This window comes from Arthrobacter sp. FW306-1B-F12A, assembly GCF_058781865.1.
Window position 1 is genome coordinate 68,007 of record NZ_JBYSXD010000014.1, and the last position, 18,462, is coordinate 86,468.

Genomic DNA, 18,462 nt, shown 5'->3' on the forward strand with positions numbered 1-18,462 from the left:
AGCGAAGCCGGATCACGGCACCCGGGCGTGGGGTCCACGGTTCCACCTGCGAAAGCGGAGAGGGGCACTCAACGGGTAGAATCAATGCTCGTGGCTCTTACTATTGGCATCGTCGGACTGCCCAACGTCGGCAAATCAACTCTTTTCAACGCACTGACCCGCAACCAGGTGCTGGCCGCGAACTACCCGTTCGCCACCATCGAGCCAAACGTCGGCGTCGTCAACCTCCCGGACCCGCGCCTGCAGAAGTTGGCGGAGGTCTTCGGATCGCAGCGCCTCCTGCCCGCGGTCGTCTCGTTCGTTGACATCGCAGGTATCGTCAAGGGCGCCTCCGAGGGCGAAGGCCTGGGCAACAAGTTCCTCGCGAACATCCGCGAAGCAGAAGCCATCGCCCAGGTCATCCGCGTCTTCGATGACCCCGACGTTGTCCACGTCGACGGCAAAGTCGATCCGCGCTCGGACATTGAGACGATCAACACCGAACTGATCCTGGCCGATCTCCAGACGATCGAAAAGGCCATTCCCAGGATCGAAAAGGAAGTCAAGATCAAGAAGCGGGAAGCCGCGGAACTCGCAGCGATCCTGGCTGCCCAGGCCGTCTTGGAACGTGGCGACACGATCTTCTCTTCGGTCAAGAGCGACAAGCTCGAGATGGAGCACCTCAAAGAGCTCAGCCTCCTCACGGCCAAGCCCTTCATCTATGTCTTCAACTCGGACGAAGGAATCCTCGGCAACCCGGAAAAGCAAGAGGAACTGCGCGCCATGGTGGCGCCGGCGGACTGCATTTTCCTTGACGCCAAGCTGGAATCGGATCTCGTCGAACTCGACGAGGAAGAAGCCCGCGAGATGCTCGAGATGAACGGCCAGGACGAATCCGGCCTCGACCAGCTGGCACGCGTCGGCTTCCACACGCTTGGACTGCAGACCTACCTGACTGCTGGTCCCAAAGAAGCCCGCGCCTGGACCATCCACCGTGGCGACACCGCGCCCCAGGCCGCAGGAGTCATCCACACGGATTTCCAGCGCGGATTCATCAAGGCCGAAGTTGTCTCCTTCGATGACCTCATCGCCGCCGGGTCCATGGCCGAGGCAAAGTCCCGCGGCAAGGTCCGAATTGAAGGCAAGGAATACGTCATGGCCGACGGCGACGTGGTGGAGTTCCGCTTCAACGTCTAGCCCCTGCGGGAGGGCAATTCCCTAGAACAGCGGCCAGGGCACCGCCGGCATCTCACCGCTCGGAGCCGGAAACCGCCCTGCCAAGCGCAACCGGGCGCAGCGCGCGGCGAGCGATGCGATTTCTTCGGCACTGAGCAAGTCCGCCAGGTTTCGGCCCAGTTCACCGTGCAGTCCTTCGCTGACACGATCGATGCCCTCGCGTTCCTCGGCGGTCAGAGGGTCTCCCAACCATCCCCACAGCACCGTGCGCAGCTTGTGGTCACGGTGAAAGGTGAGGCCATGGTCGACACCGTGGCGCTGTCCGTCCGCCATGGCGAGAATGTGGTCACCCTTGCGGTCGGCGTTGTTGACGACCGTGTCGAACACCGCCATGCGCCTGAGTGCTGGCGAGTCTTCGTGGACGAGGGTGACCATGCGTCCGTTGCCGTCCCGTCCCTCGAGAACGTGTTTCCAGCCTGTCTCCGGCACGTGGTCTGTCGCCACGAGATCCACGGCGTTTTGGGCCGGGTCTTGGTCCTGCCAGAGCTGCACCATTCCTTCGCCCATCGGACCATCGCGCAGCCAGGTGTGTGGCACGATGTCCCAGCCGAAGGCCTGCGAGACCAGGTACGCGGCCACCTCCCGGTGGGCCAGGGTGCCGTGGGGAAAGTCCCACAGCGGAGTTTCGCCGGCTATCGGCTTGTAGACGACCACCACGTCGCCGATGCTGCCCAGAAATGTAGCGTTTGAAGCCGTCGTGATGCGGCCGGTGAGCGTCAACTCGGCGGTCCCGAGCTCCGGCGTCGGCATCAGACCTCGGGAAGGGTGCAGATGTGCCCGTCGGCGTCGATGGGGTACCCGCAGAGCGGGCACGTCGGACGCCCGGCGCCCACGATCTCACGGGTGCGCTTGGCGAAGGCGCGGGCCGTGCCGACCGGCATGCGGACCAGCAGCATTTCGGTCTCGTTAGCGCTGTCCTCATCGTTGTCGTCGGCGTCGGCATCGGTGATGGGGAAGGCCTCTAGTACGATCTGGGCCGTGGTTGGGTCCCACCCTAAGCTCATGGCGCCGGTGCGGAACTGCTCCTCAACGGACTCGAGCTGGTCATTGTCGACAAGTTCAACGGGAGTACCCGTGGGGACGCTGAAGGGGTTGCCCTCCACGGTGATGAGCTGGTCGAGAATTTCGTCGATCTTCTCCGCGAGCAGAGCCGACTGCTCTTTCTCCAGGGCCACAGTCACGATCTGCGTCCCGGCGCGCACCTGCAGGTAGAACGTGCGCGCCCCGGGAAGGCCAATGGTGCCGACGACGACCCGATCAGGCCAGGCAAACTCGTGAACACGTGTAGGCATGTCAGTATTCTAGGCGCATGGGGTTCATGGCGCCTGTTGTCCTGGACCGCCGCCCACCGGCGCATCGCCGGACTGGATGCCCTTCGACAGCCAGGACAGATCACCCGCATCGGTGTTGGTCGCGTAGACGCTCGGCTGGTTACCGCCGTAGCGCACGATCGATACGGAAGCGGGGTTCACGGTAATACGCTGGAACAGGTCAAGGTGCATGCCGAGCGCGTCGGCGAGGATTGACTTGATGATGTCACCGTGACTTACCGCAACCCACACGGCTCCTGGCCCGTACTCGGCTTCGAAGGCTGCATCGTGGCGCCGAATCGCGGCCACCGACCGGGCCTGCATCGCGGCCATGGATTCACCTCCGGGAAAGACGACGGCGGACGGTTGGGACTGCACAACCGGCCACAGATCCTCGGTCGCGAGATCACTGAGCATGCGGCCCTGCCACTGACCGTAATCGCACTCGGTGAGATCGGGATCGACCGGCGCGTACGGCGTGCCAGCCTGGCGATCGAGGATGAGCTGGGCGGTCTGCTGACAACGCTCAAGCGGGCTCGACACCACCGCGACCAAGGGCACCGCGGCGAGCCGGTCTCCAGCCAGAGCCGCCTGGTCGCGCCCGACCTGGTCCAGGCTGATGCCGACCGCCCGCCCGGCCAGCAGCCCCGTGGCATTGGCTGTAGTGCGGCCGTGCCGCACGAGAATAACTGTCGCCATCCACCCAGCCTAACCACCCGCACGCTGCGGTGGCTCGGATATTTACGCCGTCCTATCCGGCACGGGGTAGACCAGGGCGACTTCGCCGGCCGGATGCCTGCTGCCCACGGCGATCACGGCGTTTACATCCTGGTCAGGTGCCCGGTCTTTCGCCGATGGCCGATCCCCGACGTTGCCGAAGTTCGTGCGGCCGGGCAGATCGCGGCCATCACGCCTCTCAGGGGTGCGTGAACAAATCGGTGCGGCTGGTCATCGACATGCCGGTACAGTTCATCTCGCGAGTTATCCACATAACGCAACTCAGCCCTCCTGCGCAGCTTGCGCTTTGGCAATACTTGGTGAATGGGAATCAGATATTACGCATATGCATTCGACGGCGAACTCACTGAACAGGTGCTTTCCGACCCGATGACCTTCGTGTCCGTCGATCCACTTGCTGATGCTTGGGGCCTTGACCCTGGTGTCGGGACCAGCGGTACCACCTTCGAACAATTGATATCTGAGCGCGACATGCTCTATCTGGACAAGGCATGGCGGCATCTGCAGGTTCTCACGGCCCCATTGGGGGCGGCCATGGCGGCGCGACCCGCTTTTCGTATGTTTGAAGGCAACGTGACCATGCATGGCGAAGGTTGGGATCCGTGGGTAAGGGCCCTGACTCCGTCCGAGGTTTTGTCGATTGCTCAGGACTTGGACGATATCTCTGATGCGGAGGTGAGGCAGCGGTTGCCGGATTCGCCATATGTCGATCGGGACCTTGACGTCGAGTATGCCGTTGGCTATCTTCGACGGGCCCGGGTCTTCGCCACCAATCTCGCCGACGAGGGGCGCGGCATGGTCTACCTGATCGGGTAACGATCATCCTGGCTTAACCCCAACCGGCGACATCCTGGCTCAGGATATTAGGCCAGGTTTCGACGTCCTCCGGGGTGCGGGCTACTGTCAGCGTTGCTTGGGGGAGCAGCGCGGCAAGGGTTTCCGCGGTTGACAGCGGGTGGCCCGGATCATCGACCCAGGCCAGGATCGTCGCCGGTACGTCGATTCGCGCGAGGGCCTCAAGATCAGGCAGATCGCTGAGTGCCGCGCCTCGAAACAACGACGGCAAGAGGGCGTCGGCGACGTCGGGCACGGTCTCTGGCGCCCCAATTGTGGCCGGCGGCGGTGTTGCCCCGCGCGTGGTGGCCAGGAATTCCTCGACGCCAACAGCCTCGATAAGCGCCGCGGCAGCCCGGTAGTTTGCAGCCTGTGCGGCTCGGGTTTCCCACGCGGTGGGTGGCACCATCAGCGTGAGCCCGCTAAAGCGGCCAGGCTCGCGGGAAGCGGCGTGCAAGAGCGTGCCGGTACCCATCGAGGGACCGACTCCGTGGACACGTTCGCCGGGGAACCAGCGATCGAGCAGCCGCAGGAGGTCATCGGCGAGGTTTTGCCATTGATAGTCCTCGGGGACCTTGCGCCCTGTCGACCGGCCATGGCCGCGTGCGTCGTACCGCAGCAGTCGAGTTCCACTCAGCCCTCGGCCGAGGTCGAGGTTGAGCACCCGATCACGCGCGCGGCTTGATGTCAGGCCATGCAGTTGGACAACCGGGTGTCCACCTTCGTCGCTCAAAGCAACCGCAAGCTCGGCTCCGGGAACCTCGAAAGTGGGCATCAGGCTCCTCGTTCCGTGACTGGCAGCGCCACCTTGAGCGGCCGCGTTGAACGTTCAGGCTATCTGGGGCGATAGGATACTGCCATGCGCCTGACCAACGTCACGCACCTGCGGCTACCGTTCGGACGACTTTGGGGCTATGACGTCAGCGTGTCTGCGCTCCGCCGGCGTCTTCCGGTGTCCTTTGATCAGCGGCTCCATGTAGGAGCCGGCGACCGGCCCGGCTCCTGGATGGCAATGTCTTTTCGGCTGCCTGCACCAACTCGTCGTGAGTCGATTGCCGATGCCTGGCTGGCCGTCGTCGGCCGCCACGGCACGCTGCGAACGGCTTTCGTTCCCGGTGAGGACGGTGAGCCGGAGCTTTACGAAATTGATATTGGTCCGGGAACCTGGGTGGAGCATCAGGTGTCTCCAGGCCAAGCCGTCAATGATGCAGTGCGGGACATTCTCGACGCCGCGTGCTCGCCATACCAACAACCCTCACACCGCCTGTGCGTATTGGAGACTGCTGCCGGACTCACGGTTGTGATTGCAGCCGACCACTCCCACGTCGACATGTGGTCGATGCTGGTGATCGCGCGCGACCTGCTGTCGGCCCTCGACGCCGGGAGCGCCGGCCGCGAATTGTTGCCCGAGCCAGCACCGGCATTTGTTGAGCACACGCAAGCACTTCTAGACCGGAAAGCGGCGCCGGACCACGTGCGTCAACGGTGGGAACAAATCATCGGGGACAGCGGCGGAGTCATGCCGCAATTCCCGTTGCCCCTGGGTGCGCCCAATCCTCAGCGCGAGCGTGTGGAAGTCCGGGATGTGTTCGATCTCGACGACGGTGCGGCGTTCGCGGCGCAAGCCCGCAACGACGGCGTCTCGACGCTCGCACTCGCTGTTGTTGCGATGACCGCGGTGACCCGCGAGTTGGCGGGAACCCCGCTGCGGGCTGTGTTTCCCGTGCACAGCCGCTTCGACGACAAATGGCATGACTCAGTCGGCTGGTTCATTACCAATTCGGTGCTTGAATCTGCGGTCCCCGAGCCGCTCGCCGCGGCGGCCGCGGTAAAAGAGGCTGTGCAGCTTGGCTCGTGGCCGCTCGCGGACGTTCTGGCTCCATGGGGCGGCATGCCCGTCGCCCCTGGGATGTTCGCGATCTCCTGGCTGGACCTACGCAGGCTGCCGGTACGAATCGACTCGGTCGGACTCGACGCCCAGTACGTGAGCGCGACAATCGACACGGACGGCGTCATGCTTTGGTTCATCCTGGACGAGTCCGGCCTGCATTTGAGGTGCCGTTATCCCGACACCGTTGAGGCTCGAGCGAACGTCGGCGGATGGCTCGATCTGCTGGTCGCTCGTTTGCAGGCAGATGCGCGATCCTCGGTTCGAGGACTGCTGCGGGTGGCGGGCCGGACCTTCAGGCTGGAACGGGCGAGCCGCGATGATGTCGAAGCCATCGCCGCGCTGCTGTCCGATGATCAGTTCGGCCCCGATCGTGAGTGCGTCGAGCTCGAACGATACGAGGCGGCCTACAACCTGGTTGTTCGGGACCGCTCCAACTATCTGGGGGTTGTCCGAAATGATGCCGATCGCATCGTTGCCACGATGCAATTGACTGTTATCCCAGGACTTTCCCGGGGTGGTTCTTCCCGCTTGCAGATCGAGGGACTGCGGGTTGCTGCCGCGGAACGTTCACAAGGCCTGGGCACCGCGATGCTTGAGTGGGCACACAATTTTGGGCGTGCGCGCGGGGCGCAACTGGCACAAGTGACCACAGACGAAGCACGGGAGCAGGCTCGAGCCTTCTACACCCGACTCGGATACCGGACGGCCCACGTAGGACTGAAGCGCCGGATATAGAAGTCCGATACCTCGCCCTTGCTGCGTTCTTTATCACGGGGACCGCCCACATAAGTGAATTTCTCGCCCATGCACCTCAACGTAAACCCCAACACGAGGTCTGGATACCGCTGCACGCTGCCATCGGATCGTGAGATCTGTTCCAGGCACTCCCCGCCAGGAGGGTTCAGTGATGGGGAATTAACTGACATAAGCCCCCGGTTCGCCGTGAATCGGGGCTTATGTCATGTTGGCGCGGATCACGGAACCCCTAGGACGTCCTTCAATGATTGCATCTCGATAACAAACTTTACCGGCGGGAAACTTTAGACCCAAAGATCCGTTCCGGGCGCTAGGCTACTGCTCATGTGAGACGAGCCACAAGCCTGCTGAGGGGGTTGTGGCAGTCTGCCGGAGTCAACAGCGCCGGCTTTTTCCACTCAAAAAAATAGGAGGCGGAATGCGTTTCGGACGTACTTCCAAAGCAGTGGGTATTGCGGCAATCGCCGCGATCGCACTGAGCGCCTGTGCCGGCAATTCCGGTGGCAATACCCCATCCACTGGAGCAGCCAAGACGGGTGGCACGGCCACTGTGGTCGAGGTCAACGCTTTCAACACGTTCAACCCCAACACAGCCGATGGCAATACTGACATCAACTCCAAGGTCAGCTACGCAACGCACTCGGGCTTCTACTACATCGACAACAAGCTGAACGTCGTACACAACGACAAGTTCGGCAAGATGGAGAAGGTCTCGGACAACCCGCTGACCGTCAAGTACACCATCAACGATGGTGTGAAGTGGTCTGATGGCACCCCGGTCTCCGCAGCTGACCTCCTCCTGCAGTGGGCGGCGTTCTCCGGCTACTACGACGACGCCGATGCCAAGGCAAAGACGGGCACGTCCTATTTCTCGTACGCTGGTGACAACACGGGCCTGAGTCTGACGGACTTCCCGGAGATCAGCAACAACAACAAGACCCTCACCCTCAAGTACTCCAAGCCGTTCGCTGACTGGGAGATCGTGCTTGGTGGTCCCGGCATTGACGTTCCTGCCCATGTCCTTGCGCAGAAGGCCGGCCTGAAGGACACCCAGGCCTTGATTGACTTCTTCAAGAGCAAGCCGCGCGGAGACTCCAAGGCACCGCTGCCCGCCGACCCGAAGCTGAAGGCAATGTCGGACATGTGGAACACCGGCTTCGACACGAAGACGCTTCCCGCTGACCCGACCCTGTTCCTCTCAAACGGTCCTTACATCGTCAAGAGCATGAACCAGGACCAGTCCCTCACCATGGTTCGCAACAAGGACTACAACTGGGGACCGACTCCAAACCTTGACGAAATTACCGTCCGGTACATCGGTTCGGCGCCGGCACAGGTCCAGGCCCTCAAGAACGGCGAGGCGGACATCATTGCCCCGCAGGCTTCCGCGGACACCCTCGACCAGTTGAAGGCACTCTCCAGCCAGGGCGTCACTGTCGACCAGGGCAACCAGCTGGCCTTCGACCACTTGGACCTGAACTTCTCGGGTCCGCTGGCCGACCAAAACGTGCGTACCGCTTTCATGAAGACAGTGCCCCGCAAGGACATCGTCAGCAAGATCATTGGCAAGCTTGACCCGAACGCGAAGCCGCTGGACTCGCAGATCTTCGTTCCCCAGCAGGCTGCCTACGCCGACTCCGCCAAGAACAACGGCTCCTCGGCCTACCAGGACGTGGACATTGATGGTGCCAAGAAGCTCCTGAACGGCGCTACTCCGGAAATCCGCATCATGTACAACAAGGACAACCCCAACCGCGTTGACGCTTTCTCGCTGATCCGCGAATCCGCCACCAAGGCTGGCTTCAAGATCGTCGACGGCGGCCTGGGCAAGTCCGACTGGGGCAAGGCCTTGGGCAAGGGCGGCTACGATGCCACCATCTTCGGCTGGATCAACCCGGGCGTCGGTGTCTCCGGCGTTCCGCAGATCTTCAAGACCGCTGGTGGCAACAACTTCAACCAGTTCAGCAACACTGACGCTGACAAGTTGATGGAAGAGCTCGTGGTCACCACCGACCGCAGCAAGCAGGATGATCTGCAGAAGCAGATCGACAAGAAGATCTGGGACTCCGCATACGGCGTGCCGCTCTTCCAGTCCGTGAACGTGGACGCCTACAGCGACCGCATCACCGGTGTGAAGCTCATGCCGAACCAGACTGGCGTTTGGTGGAACTTCTGGGAGTGGGCTCAGAAGTAAGGCCCAACTAGCGCGCAATATCGCCAGCCGAGGCGCCGGGACCGACGTATCATGGTCCCGGCGCCTTCGGGTTGGCGAACCGGCACATTGTCTGCTTCCCCAACGACCTCAAGCAGGGAAGGGGCACGATTCTGCGATAGGCGCCGGAGACCCCGGGCCTGGATTTCGAGGTTCTTCACCATGGTGACCTATATCGTCCGGCGGCTCGTAACCGCCGCATTCATTCTCCTTGGAGCTTCTTTCCTGGTGTATCTCCTGACGGCGTTGTCCGGGGACCCTTTGGAAGAGCTCCGCACCAGCAGCGCGCCGAACCGGCAAGCACTGATGGATGCGCGAATCAATCTGCTCGACCTCGACACACCGGCGCCGCTGCGCTATTTCAAGTGGTTGGGAGGCGCTGCCCAGTGTCTGGTTCCCTTCGGCAATGCCTGCAATCTTGGTAAGAACATTGCCGGGCAGCCAATCACGGAGGCGCTCGGTTTCGCGCTGGTCCAAACCCTGACGCTGGTTACCGGTGCGACAATCCTTGCGATTCTCATCGGCATTTCGCTCGGCATCGTTACGGCACTGCGCCAGTACAGCGCGTTGGACTACGGCGTAACCTTCATGGCTTTCCTGTTCTTCTCCCTGCCGATCTTCTGGGTAGCCGTTCTCCTCAAGGAATTCGGTGCCATCGGCTTTAATGACTTCCTCCGAAATCCCGAAATACCGCCGGTCGTGGCCCTTGGAATCGGGGCCGTCCTTGGCATCGTCGGGGCCGTCGTCGTCGGCGGTGCGGTGAGGCGCCGACTGATCGTCGGAGGCTCGGTTTTTGCGGCTGTTTCGCTTATTCTCTTCTACTTCTCGCTGACTCAATGGTTCCGCAATCCCGGCCTGGGGCCGGTCATCATCGCCATCATGGGGGTGGGAATCGCCTTCGGAATCACGATTTTGGTTTCCGGACTCAAGAACCGCAAGGCCCTGCAATCAAGCCTGATCGTGGTGGGCATTGGCGTGGTTGCCTACTTTGCTGTGCAGCCGCTGCTCAATGACGCGACCGGGCTGATGATCTTCCTCCTGGCCATCGCCACTATCTTGGTTGGCGTGGCAGTGGGGTACTTCATGGGCGGCTACGACCGCGGCCAGTCCATGCGCGCCGCCGGGCTGACCGCCTTCCTGGTCGGGTTCCTTGTGGTTGTGGACAAATTCATGCAGGCTTGGCCGTCCTATTTCAACAACAGCCGGGTGCGCGGGCGCCCCATCGCCACGATCGGGGCAGGAACCCCGAACATCCAAGGCGATTTCTGGATCATGTCGACAGACACCTTGACCCACCTCGTCTTGCCGACGATTGCCCTCATCCTTGTGTCGTTGGCCAGCTACACCCGGTTCACACGCTCGTCGATGCTCGAAATCATGAACATGGACTACATCCGGACTGCGCGGGCAAAGGGTCTGAGCGAACGTTCCGTGATCATGGGCCACGCCTTCCGGAACGCCCTGATCCCTATTGCAACGATCGTTGCTTTCGACATCGGTGCGTTGATCGGTGGCGCCGTCATCACGGAAACGGTCTTCTCCGTTCGGGGCATGGGTTTCCTGTTCATCGACGGACTGCTGCACACTGACCCGAACCCCGTGATGGGCGTGTTCCTTTGTGTTGCAATCACCGCCATGGTCTTCAACCTGATAGCGGACCTCGCGTACTCCGCGCTCGACCCACGCGTAAGGATCAAAGCATGAGCCAGCCAACCCAAGAGGAAGAACTCCTCGCGCAACAGGCGCTTGCCGAAGCTGCAGCCACCCATGCAAGCAGCGAAGTCACCAGCGGCCTGAGCCAGGGCCAGATTGTCCGCAAGAGGTTTTTCGGCCACACCGGCGCCCTGATCGGGCTCGCGGTTTTTGCAGTGATCTTCCTGCTTGCTTTCACCTCGGTGGGCGCATTCGGGATTCCCGGATGGTGGAAGTACAACCATGTGGACGTTTCGCCCTTGGTCAATGACGGTGCCCCCACGTCGTCGTTTTGGCCGCTCGCCTGGGGAGAGCACCCCTTCGGCCAGGACCGTATTGGACGCGATCTGTTTGCCATGACCATGCGCGGTGCCCAACAATCCATCACGGTCATGGTCCTGATCGGCGCCATCGCGGGCGCGGTCGGCGCAATCGTCGGGGGACTCGCCGGCTATTTCCGCGGCTGGGTCGAAGCCATCCTCATGCGCCTGACCGATGTCATCATCATCATTCCGTTGCTGCTCCTTGCGGCTGTTGTTGGCCAGATAGCCAACCGCAGGGATGAGGGAAGCTGGCTGACCGGATTTGCCGCCAACAACGGCGTCGTCATCCTTGGCATTTTCCTCGGCTTTGTGAGCTGGGTGGGCCTCGCCCGCCTGGTCCGCGGTGAGTTCCTGACCCTGCGCGAGCGGGAGTTCGTTGACGCAGCCAGGATCTCCGGAGCGTCCAACGCAAGGATCATCTTCAAGCACATCCTCCCCAACGCCGTGGGTGTGCTGATCGTCAACGTGACGCTGACCATGTCCGCGGCGATCCTGCTCGAGACGGCACTCAGCTACCTGGGCCTCGGCGTGAAGGCTCCCGACACCTCGCTCGGCCTGCTGGTTGCCCAGAACCAAGAAGCTTTCGCAACGAGGCCGTGGCTGTTCTGGTTCCCCGGCCTGTTCATCATCCTCATCTGCCTCAGCATCAACTTCATCGGAGACGGCCTGCGGGACGCCTTCGATCCCCGGCAGAAGAAGTTCAAAGCCAAGACCGCCATCGAAACCACGCGCCACTCGAGCACGACGGCGCCCGTTGCCGACGCCTCGAAAGGCAGCTGAGTGCTACCCGTCCAGGGAAACCTCCTACAGGAAGACCGCCCAGTAACTGGCCGCGGCCAGGGCTACCGTGGCTGCTATCCGGAACCATCCGATGGCAACGGTCACCGAAGCGTCTTCAGCCCGGCCGGGCTCCACGCGTCCGGCCTCGACGAGGTCCTGCCAGCGGGTGCGCACCAGGATCGCTGCGGCGCCGGAATCGGTGTTCTTGAGATCTCCGGGGCGAACCGAGCTGCTGGGGCCGTAGGTGGTGCCCGGGAGTCCTTTGAGATGCTCAGGGCGGGCATTGCGCCCGCCCCAGATTCCCGGCGCGGGAGCAGCCCACGCCGGATACTTCTTGCGGGGCGTCACCAGCGTGAGGGCGTAGCGGGTATCAACCTGCACCAGGGCATCCCAGGGAACATCGATGGTCCGGAAGGGATTCTCCAGCGCGACGCCGGAATCCCGGACCACCACAACCGGGCGCCAGAAGAGCAACCAGCCAAGAAACGCTACGAAGAGCAGGGGAGTGGTTCCGGGAAGGGAGCGCGGTCCGGCTGCCACGAGCGCAACGACCACTCCGAAAACGGCAACTGCCCAGCAGATCCAAGCAAAAATCTTGCTGGTGCGGGCCTTGAAGATTTCGACATTTCCGGCATACGGCGCTCTGCTCATGCCCCTAATAATTCAGGATTCCGGGCTACTTCACTAATCACCCCTTGGAGGGTGGCCCGGTCGGAAGGGAAGACCCAACATGACTGACAACGCCAGCCGCGAACCGGAGGCCACCCACCTCGAGACCGAGTCGGATAAGAGCGCGCGCGGGGCCATGGTCCTGGAAGTACGCGATCTCAGCGTCGACTTTGGCGTGGATAAGAAATGGGTCCCTGCCGCCATCGGACTGAACTACGAGGTCAGGGCCGGCGAGGTCCTCGCGATCGTCGGTGAGTCCGGGTCCGGCAAGAGTGCAAGTTCCATGGCACTGCTTGGCTTGCTGCCCAGCAACAGCCGTGTCCGGGGGAGCGTCAAGCTCTCGGGCAAGGAGCTGCTGGGTGAGAAATCAGGCAACATCCGTGAAGTCCGCGGCAAGGATGTCGCGGTCATCTTCCAGGAGCCCATGACCGCGCTCAACCCTGTGTACACCGTGGGTACGCAAATAGTGGAGACGATCCGGCTGCACAACTCGATCTCGCCCGATGAAGCCAAGCAGCGGGCCTTGCGCATGCTCGAGCTGGTGGAGCTGCCGGACCCGGAGAAGGCCTTCAAGTCGTATCCGCACCAGCTCTCCGGCGGCCAGCGGCAGCGAGCCATGATCGCGCAATCATTGTCCTGTGATCCCAAGCTCCTGATCGCAGACGAACCCACCACTGCCTTGGATGTGACGGTCCAGGCTGAAATCCTGGACCTGATGCGCAACCTGCGCAACAAGCTGGACAGCGCCATCGTCCTGATCACGCACGACATGGGTGTTGTGGCCGACCTCGCCGATCGAATTGCCGTGATGCGCCAGGGCGTCATCGTGGAGAGCGGCACTGCCCAACAGATCTTCAGCAACCCGCAGCACGGATACACACAAGCTCTTCTAGCCGCTGTTCCCCACCTGGGACAGGGTGCTGACAGCGCCGACGTTGACGTCACCGCGGCGTTGGCTGCCGCAACCCACTCCGAGCTGGAATCGGTCGATCACGATGAGCTGGTCCGCCGGGAACTTGAGAACCAGGCCGCTTTGAAGGCTGCGGCCGAAGAAGCAGCCAAGCCCAAGGGTGAGCCCGTGCTTGAGCTGGTCGACGTCGCCATCGAGTACCCCAAGCAGGGCCGGGTCCCCGCGTTCCGAGCTGTCGAGGGAGCCAACCTCGTGATCTACCCCGGCCAGGTTGTAGGCCTTGTGGGGGAGTCCGGATCGGGCAAGACGACCATTGGACGCGCCGCCGTCGGGCTGTTGCCCGTAGCCGCGGGCAGCATGCGCGTGGTGGGGCAGGACATTTCCGCCGCAAAGCGGAATGGAAAGCAACTGCACGAAGTGCGCCGCGACATCGGCATGGTGTTCCAGGATCCGTCGTCGTCGTTGAATCCGCGGCTGCCCATCGGCGAAAGCATCGGCGAACCGATGTACCTCGCCGGGGTCGCGAAGGGCATCGATCTGCAGAAACGGATTGAGACCCTCCTGGACCAGGTGGAATTGCCGCGCGGGTACCGCAACCGCTATCCACATGAATTGTCAGGCGGCCAGAAGCAGCGCGTCGGCATTGCCCGGGCGCTCTCCCTGCAGCCCAAGCTGATGGTCGCGGATGAGCCGACGTCGGCGCTGGACGTTTCGGTGCAGGCGAAGGTCCTGGAACTTTTCCAGAACCTGCAGAGGGAGCTGGGATTCGCGTGCCTGTTCGTGACGCACGACCTTGCCGTGGTTGACGTGCTCGCGGACCGGATCTGCGTGATGCAGCGGGGCAGGATCGTGGAGCAGGGCACCCGCGAGCAGATCCTTCGCAATCCGCAGGAGCCGTACACGCAGAGGCTGCTGGCGGCGGTGCCGCTGCCGGACCCCGAGAAGCAGCGTGAGCGTCGCGAACTGCGCGCCCAACTCATGGCGGCCGGCATCGAGTAGCAACCCGAAGGCACTCGCGGCGGCACGAACTGATGGTCGCAACCGAAAGAGCCTCCGTCGCCATGGGCGGCGGGGGCTCTTTTTTGGTGCTTGTTGACGCGCCGGCCAGGCCGGCTGCACTCCGTACGGGATGCCCGAAAAACCCTGGTTTTCCGGGGGAAACCAGGGGGCAGGCATGTCGAGTGTAGCAAGGAAAATCCCATTTCGTGAAATGACTGCTTCATTTACTTGAAATGACTGCTTCATTACTAAAACTGTCAAGTGCACACTTCGTTGTTCATGCCAATGGGATTCCATATTTCGGACAAGCTGTGGTTAGGATTACACATCCATGTAGGCCGCGTCACAGGATAATTCTGTGCCTGGCCCCGGGGGCAGCTATGAGTTGCCCCGACCCATCCCCCTGAATCCATAGGAGGCGGAATGCGTTTTTCGCGCACTTCCAAAGCTCTTGGCTTGCTCGCAGTCGCCGCGCTTGCCCTCACCGGATGCGGCAGCGCTGGCTCCGGAAGCAGTGGCCCCACCGCTGCCGGCGATCCGAACAAAATCATCACCGCATACAGCAATGAACCCCAGCACCCCCTCATCCCTTCCAACACCAACGAGGTGTACGGCGGCCGCGTTGTCGACCTCCTGTTCGAAGGACTGACCAGCTACGACGCCAATGGCAAGTCCGTGAACGCACTCGCGGAATCCATTGACACGAGCGACGGCCAGAACTACACCATCAAGGTCAAGAAGGGCGCCAAGTTCACCAACGGCGAGGCAGTCACCGCCAAGAGCTTCGTTGATGCTTGGAACTTCGCCGCACTGAGCACCAACGCCCAGTCCAGCAGCAGCTTCTTCGAATCGATCGAAGGCTACGACGCAGTCAGCGCCGTCACGAAGACCAAGGGCGCGGACGGAAAGTCAACGTCGACTCCCGCACCGACCGCCCAGACGATGTCCGGCCTGGTGCTGAAGGACGACTCGACCATCACGGTCAAGCTGGCCCAGCCGGAGGCCGACTGGCCGCAGCGCCTCGGCTACTCCGCCTTCATGCCGCTTCCGGCCGACGCCCTCAAGGACCCGAAGGCCTTCGGCGAAAACCCGATCGGCAACGGCCCGTACAAGATGGCCGCCAAGGGTGCCTGGCAGCACGACAGCCAGATCGCCCTCGTCAAGAACCCGGACTACCAGGGCACGCGCATGGCCAAGAACGGCGGCGTGACCTTCAAGTTCTACACCGACCCGGCTCCGGCTTACACCGACGTCCAGGCCAACAACCTTGACGTAACCGACGTCCTGCCCACGAACGCCCTGAAGACCTACACAACGGACTTCCCGGACCACAGCCTCAACAAGGCTTACGCGGGCAACGCAACCCTGAACATCCCGAACTACCTGCCTGAGTTCCAGGGACCCGCCGGCCAGCTGCGCCGCCAGGCCATCTCCATGGCGATCAACCGCGATGAGATCACCAAGGTCGTCTTCAACGGCACCCGCATCCCTGCGAAGGACTTCACGTCGCCGTCCATCGATGGCTACAACGCCAACGTGACAGGCTCCGACGTTCTGAAGTTCGACGCCGCGAAGGCCAAGGACCTCTGGGCAAAGGCAAACGCCATGAGCCCGTGGCCCGCCGACAAGGTTCTGCAGCTCGCGTACAACACCGATGGTGGCAACAAGGAATGGATTGACGCCGTTGCCAACAACCTGAAGAACAACCTCGGCATCAAGGCAGAAGGCCAGCCGTTCGCCAAGTTCGCCGAGATCCTGAACCTCCGCACGGCCAAGACCCTCCCGGGCTTCACCCGCGCCGGATGGCAGGCAGACTACCCGTCGCTGTTCAACTTCCTCGGCCCGCTGCTGAAGACCGGAGCCAGCGCCAACTACGAGGGCTACAGCAACCCTGAGTTCGACAAGCTGCTGACCGAGGGCCTGGCTTCCAAGTCCACGGACGACGCCAACAAGAAGTTCACCCAGGCTCAGGAAATCCTCTTCAAGGACCTCCCGAACCTGCCCCTGTGGTACCAGGCACGCCAGGCTGTATGGAGCCAGAACGTCAGCAACGTTGACTCCGGCTGGAACGGCGTCCTGCTGTACTACAACATCACCGCAAAGTAGTCCTACTGGACTTGTTCCAAGCTCGTTAGCGTATGGGGGTCCGGCCACAAACCGGGCCCCCATGCCTTGATTCGGCACGAAAGCTGTCCCAAATGAATCCCCACATTTTCAAGAGCGCCCAGGAACCGTTGCTGTGACCCAGTACATCCTCCGGCGTTTGCTGCAGGTCATTCCCGTGTTCCTGGGAACCACCCTGCTCGTGTACTTCATGGTCTTTGCCCTCCCGGGCGACCCCATCCGCGCCCTGTTCGGCGACCGACCGCCCAGCGAGTCCGTCATTGCCGCGCTGCGCCAGCAATACAACCTCGACCAGCCGTTCTGGGTCCAGTACGGACTGTTCCTCAAGAACCTCTTCACGTTCAACCTCGGGGTGGACTTCACCGGCCAGCCAATCGCCGCCACCCTTGGCCGTGTTTTCCCGGTCACCGCCATGCTCGCCGTCGAGGCCCTTGCCATCCAGGCTGTCTTCGGTGTGGCCTTCGGCTTGATTGCAGGCTTGCGCAAGGGAAAGATCTTCGACTCCACCGTGCTTGTCGCGTCCCTCGTGGTCATTGCCGTCCCGACGTTCGTCCTGGGCTTCGTGCTTCAGCTCGTCGTTGGCGTACAGCTTGGCTGGGCCAAGCCGACCGTTGGATCCAACGCGGATTGGGGCACCCTGATCCTTCCGGCCACCGTCCTTGGCCTCGTGTCCTTTGCCTACGTGCTGCGCCTGACCCGCGCCTCGGTCATTGAAAACATGAACGCCGACTACGTCCGCACGGCAACCGCAAAAGGCCTGTCCCGCCCCCGCGTGGTCCTGGCCCACATCCTGCGAAACTCCATGATTCCCGTGGTCACCTACCTGGGCGCGAACCTGGGTGGCTTGATGGGCGGCGCGATCGTCACCGAAGGCATTTTCAACGTGCCCGGCGTCGGCCAGAAGCTCTACCAAGCCGTGATCCGCAGCGAAGGCCCCACAGTCGTCGCCATTGTGAGCGTCCTGGTACTGGTCTTCGTTGCCGCCAACCTGTTGGTGGACCTCCTTTACGCCTGGCTTGACCCCAGGATTCGCTATGAAAAGTAGATCCGTTATGAAAAGTAACCGTCAGATCGAGCACTATGTTGCCCCTATCGACGAGACACCGCTGCTGGCGACCGATACCCTCAAGGTCGACGCAGCACCCCTGAGCCTGTGGGCGGATGCCTGGCGGAAGCTCCGCCGTCGGCCGCTCTTCATCATCTCGGCGCTCATGATCCTGCTGCTCCTCGTGGTCGCGTTCTTCCCAGGCCTCTTCACGCAGACTGCCCCGAACGACAACTGCCAGCTGGGCGACTCCCTCGCGGGCCCCTCGGCCGGCCACCCCCTGGGATTCACCTTCCAGGGCTGCGACATCTACTCCCGCGTCATCCACGGCACCCAGGCATCCTTGACTGTCGGCGTCGTCTCCGTCATTTTCGTCCTGATCATCGGGGTCACCCTCGGTGCACTGGCAGGCTTCTTCGGCGGCTGGGTTGACACCATCATTGCCCGCATCGGCGACATCTTCTTCGCGTTGCCCTTGGTCCTTGGCGCGCTGGTAGTTACCCAGCTCCCCTTCTTCCGCGAGAACAAGAGCGTGTTCACGGTGGTCATGGTCATCGTGATGCTCGGCTGGCCCCAAATGGCCCGCATCACCCGTGGGGCCGTGATCGAAGTCCGCAACGCGGATTTCGTCACGGCCGCACGCTCGCTCGGTGTCTCCAAGATCGGCACGCTGGTCCGGCACGTCGTTCCGAACGCGCTCGCGCCGATCATCGTCCTGGCCACCATGGAGCTTGGCGTCTTCATCGTGACGGAAGCAACGCTGTCCTTCCTGGGCATTGGCCTGCCCGGCAGCATCATGTCCTGGGGTAACGACATTTCCGCGGCGAAGGACACGTTGCGCACCAACCCCGAGGTGCTGATGTTCCCCGCAACCGCACTGTCCATCACGGTCCTGAGCTTCATCATGCTTGGCGACGCGCTGCGTGACGCCCTTGACCCCAAGAGCCGCAAGCGATGAAGGAGG

The 18,462-nt window shown here is 62.3% G+C and carries 15 protein-coding genes; 10 read left to right on the top strand and 5 right to left on the bottom strand.

Annotation, left to right across the window (positions count from 1 at the left end):
* Positions 1 to 90 precede the first annotated feature (90 nt).
* Positions 91 to 1,176, top strand: a complete 1,086-nt coding sequence (gene ychF / locus AC3WJU_RS09420; protein WP_234748400.1) for a redox-regulated ATPase YchF — start codon at positions 91 to 93, stop codon at positions 1,174 to 1,176.
* Between the two features lie 21 nt (positions 1,177 to 1,197).
* On the opposite strand, the gene AC3WJU_RS09425 is transcribed toward ychF, so the two are convergent.
* From AC3WJU_RS09425 to AC3WJU_RS09435, 3 genes are read right to left on the bottom strand one after another with little or no spacing between them, the layout of a single operon-like run.
* Entirely contained in the window at positions 1,198 to 1,965 is a 768-nt protein-coding gene (locus AC3WJU_RS09425) for an SCO1664 family protein (RefSeq protein ID WP_492259713.1), read from the bottom strand.
* The gene (locus tag AC3WJU_RS09430) at positions 1,965 to 2,507 is read right to left on the bottom strand and encodes a DUF3090 domain-containing protein (RefSeq protein ID WP_492259714.1); all 543 of its coding nucleotides are present in this window, start codon (positions 2,505 to 2,507) and stop codon (positions 1,965 to 1,967) included. Before AC3WJU_RS09430 ends, AC3WJU_RS09425 begins: the two co-directional genes overlap by 1 nt.
* A 24-nt stretch (positions 2,508 to 2,531) precedes the next feature.
* Positions 2,532 to 3,224, bottom strand: a complete 693-nt coding sequence (locus tag AC3WJU_RS09435; RefSeq protein ID WP_492259715.1) for a histidine phosphatase family protein — start codon at positions 3,222 to 3,224, stop codon at positions 2,532 to 2,534.
* Positions 3,225 to 3,566: 342 nt separating this feature from the next.
* On the opposite strand from AC3WJU_RS09435, the gene AC3WJU_RS09440 reads away from it, so the two are divergent.
* Complete coding sequence (locus tag AC3WJU_RS09440; protein ID WP_284991403.1) at positions 3,567 to 4,079, top strand: DUF1877 family protein; 513 nt, start codon at positions 3,567 to 3,569, stop codon at positions 4,077 to 4,079.
* A gap of 13 nt (positions 4,080 to 4,092) precedes the next feature.
* Here AC3WJU_RS09440 and AC3WJU_RS09445 read toward each other — a convergent pair whose 3' ends face one another.
* Positions 4,093 to 4,872, bottom strand: a complete 780-nt coding sequence (locus AC3WJU_RS09445) for an alpha/beta fold hydrolase (RefSeq protein ID WP_284991404.1) — start codon at positions 4,870 to 4,872, stop codon at positions 4,093 to 4,095.
* Between the two features lie 84 nt (positions 4,873 to 4,956).
* On the opposite strand from AC3WJU_RS09445, the gene AC3WJU_RS09450 reads away from it, so the two are divergent.
* The 4 genes from AC3WJU_RS09450 to AC3WJU_RS09465 all read left to right on the top strand — a co-directional run bounded on the left by AC3WJU_RS09450 (position 4,957) and on the right by AC3WJU_RS09465 (position 11,751).
* Positions 4,957 to 6,723 (top strand): GNAT family N-acetyltransferase, encoded by a 1,767-nt coding sequence (locus AC3WJU_RS09450; protein ID WP_492259716.1) that lies wholly within the window; start codon positions 4,957 to 4,959, stop codon positions 6,721 to 6,723.
* Positions 6,724 to 7,162: 439 nt separating this feature from the next.
* A complete protein-coding gene (locus AC3WJU_RS09455; RefSeq protein ID WP_059387469.1) occupies positions 7,163 to 8,938 on the top strand; it encodes an ABC transporter family substrate-binding protein in 1,776 nt (591 codons plus the stop codon).
* 180 nt (positions 8,939 to 9,118) lie between these two features.
* The gene (locus AC3WJU_RS09460; protein ID WP_284991408.1) at positions 9,119 to 10,660 is read left to right on the top strand and encodes an ABC transporter permease; all 1,542 of its coding nucleotides are present in this window, start codon (positions 9,119 to 9,121) and stop codon (positions 10,658 to 10,660) included.
* Positions 10,657 to 11,751 (top strand): ABC transporter permease, encoded by a 1,095-nt coding sequence (locus tag AC3WJU_RS09465; RefSeq protein ID WP_306958666.1) that lies wholly within the window; start codon positions 10,657 to 10,659, stop codon positions 11,749 to 11,751. Before AC3WJU_RS09460 ends, AC3WJU_RS09465 begins: the two co-directional genes overlap by 4 nt.
* Before the next feature lie 24 nt (positions 11,752 to 11,775).
* On the opposite strand, the gene AC3WJU_RS09470 is transcribed toward AC3WJU_RS09465, so the two are convergent.
* Positions 11,776 to 12,402, bottom strand: a complete 627-nt coding sequence (locus AC3WJU_RS09470) for a PH domain-containing protein (protein ID WP_284991411.1) — start codon at positions 12,400 to 12,402, stop codon at positions 11,776 to 11,778.
* Positions 12,403 to 12,556: 154 nt separating this feature from the next.
* On the opposite strand from AC3WJU_RS09470, the gene AC3WJU_RS09475 reads away from it, so the two are divergent.
* The 4 genes from AC3WJU_RS09475 (at position 12,557) to AC3WJU_RS09490 (ending at position 18,456) form a co-directional block, all read left to right on the top strand.
* Positions 12,557 to 14,329 (top strand): dipeptide ABC transporter ATP-binding protein, encoded by a 1,773-nt coding sequence (locus AC3WJU_RS09475; protein WP_307052573.1) that lies wholly within the window; start codon positions 12,557 to 12,559, stop codon positions 14,327 to 14,329.
* Positions 14,330 to 14,752: 423 nt separating this feature from the next.
* Entirely contained in the window at positions 14,753 to 16,435 is a 1,683-nt protein-coding gene (locus tag AC3WJU_RS09480) for a peptide ABC transporter substrate-binding protein (RefSeq protein WP_284991415.1), read from the top strand.
* 133 nt (positions 16,436 to 16,568) lie between these two features.
* Positions 16,569 to 17,498 (top strand): ABC transporter permease, encoded by a 930-nt coding sequence (locus tag AC3WJU_RS09485; RefSeq protein WP_059387472.1) that lies wholly within the window; start codon positions 16,569 to 16,571, stop codon positions 17,496 to 17,498.
* Between the two features lie 7 nt (positions 17,499 to 17,505).
* A complete protein-coding gene (locus AC3WJU_RS09490) occupies positions 17,506 to 18,456 on the top strand; it encodes an ABC transporter permease (RefSeq protein ID WP_059387473.1) in 951 nt (316 codons plus the stop codon).
* The last annotated feature ends 6 nt before the right edge of the window (positions 18,457 to 18,462 follow it).

What these genes read in the sequence shown, in the direction of transcription:
- AC3WJU_RS09425 (WP_492259713.1), bottom strand. Translation starts at nt 1,965, where the DNA reads ATGCCGACGCCGGAGCTCGGGACCGCCGAGTTGACGCTCACCGGCCGC.
- AC3WJU_RS09430 (WP_492259714.1), bottom strand. Translation starts at nt 2,507, where the DNA reads ATGCCTACACGTGTTCACGAGTTTGCCTGGCCTGATCGGGTCGTCGTC.
- AC3WJU_RS09435 (WP_492259715.1), bottom strand. Translation starts at nt 3,224, where the DNA reads ATGGCGACAGTTATTCTCGTGCGGCACGGCCGCACTACAGCCAATGCC.
- AC3WJU_RS09440 (WP_284991403.1), top strand. Translation starts at nt 3,567, where the DNA reads ATGGGAATCAGATATTACGCATATGCATTCGACGGCGAACTCACTGAA.
- AC3WJU_RS09445 (WP_284991404.1), bottom strand. Translation starts at nt 4,872, where the DNA reads ATGCCCACTTTCGAGGTTCCCGGAGCCGAGCTTGCGGTTGCTTTGAGC.
- AC3WJU_RS09450 (WP_492259716.1), top strand. Translation starts at nt 4,957, where the DNA reads ATGCGCCTGACCAACGTCACGCACCTGCGGCTACCGTTCGGACGACTT.
- AC3WJU_RS09455 (WP_059387469.1), top strand. Translation starts at nt 7,163, where the DNA reads ATGCGTTTCGGACGTACTTCCAAAGCAGTGGGTATTGCGGCAATCGCC.
- AC3WJU_RS09460 (WP_284991408.1), top strand. Translation starts at nt 9,119, where the DNA reads ATGGTGACCTATATCGTCCGGCGGCTCGTAACCGCCGCATTCATTCTC.
- AC3WJU_RS09465 (WP_306958666.1), top strand. Translation starts at nt 10,657, where the DNA reads ATGAGCCAGCCAACCCAAGAGGAAGAACTCCTCGCGCAACAGGCGCTT.
- AC3WJU_RS09470 (WP_284991411.1), bottom strand. Translation starts at nt 12,402, where the DNA reads ATGAGCAGAGCGCCGTATGCCGGAAATGTCGAAATCTTCAAGGCCCGC.
- AC3WJU_RS09475 (WP_307052573.1), top strand. Translation starts at nt 12,557, where the DNA reads ATGGTCCTGGAAGTACGCGATCTCAGCGTCGACTTTGGCGTGGATAAG.
- AC3WJU_RS09480 (WP_284991415.1), top strand. Translation starts at nt 14,753, where the DNA reads ATGCGTTTTTCGCGCACTTCCAAAGCTCTTGGCTTGCTCGCAGTCGCC.
- AC3WJU_RS09490 (WP_059387473.1), top strand. Translation starts at nt 17,506, where the DNA reads ATGAAAAGTAACCGTCAGATCGAGCACTATGTTGCCCCTATCGACGAG.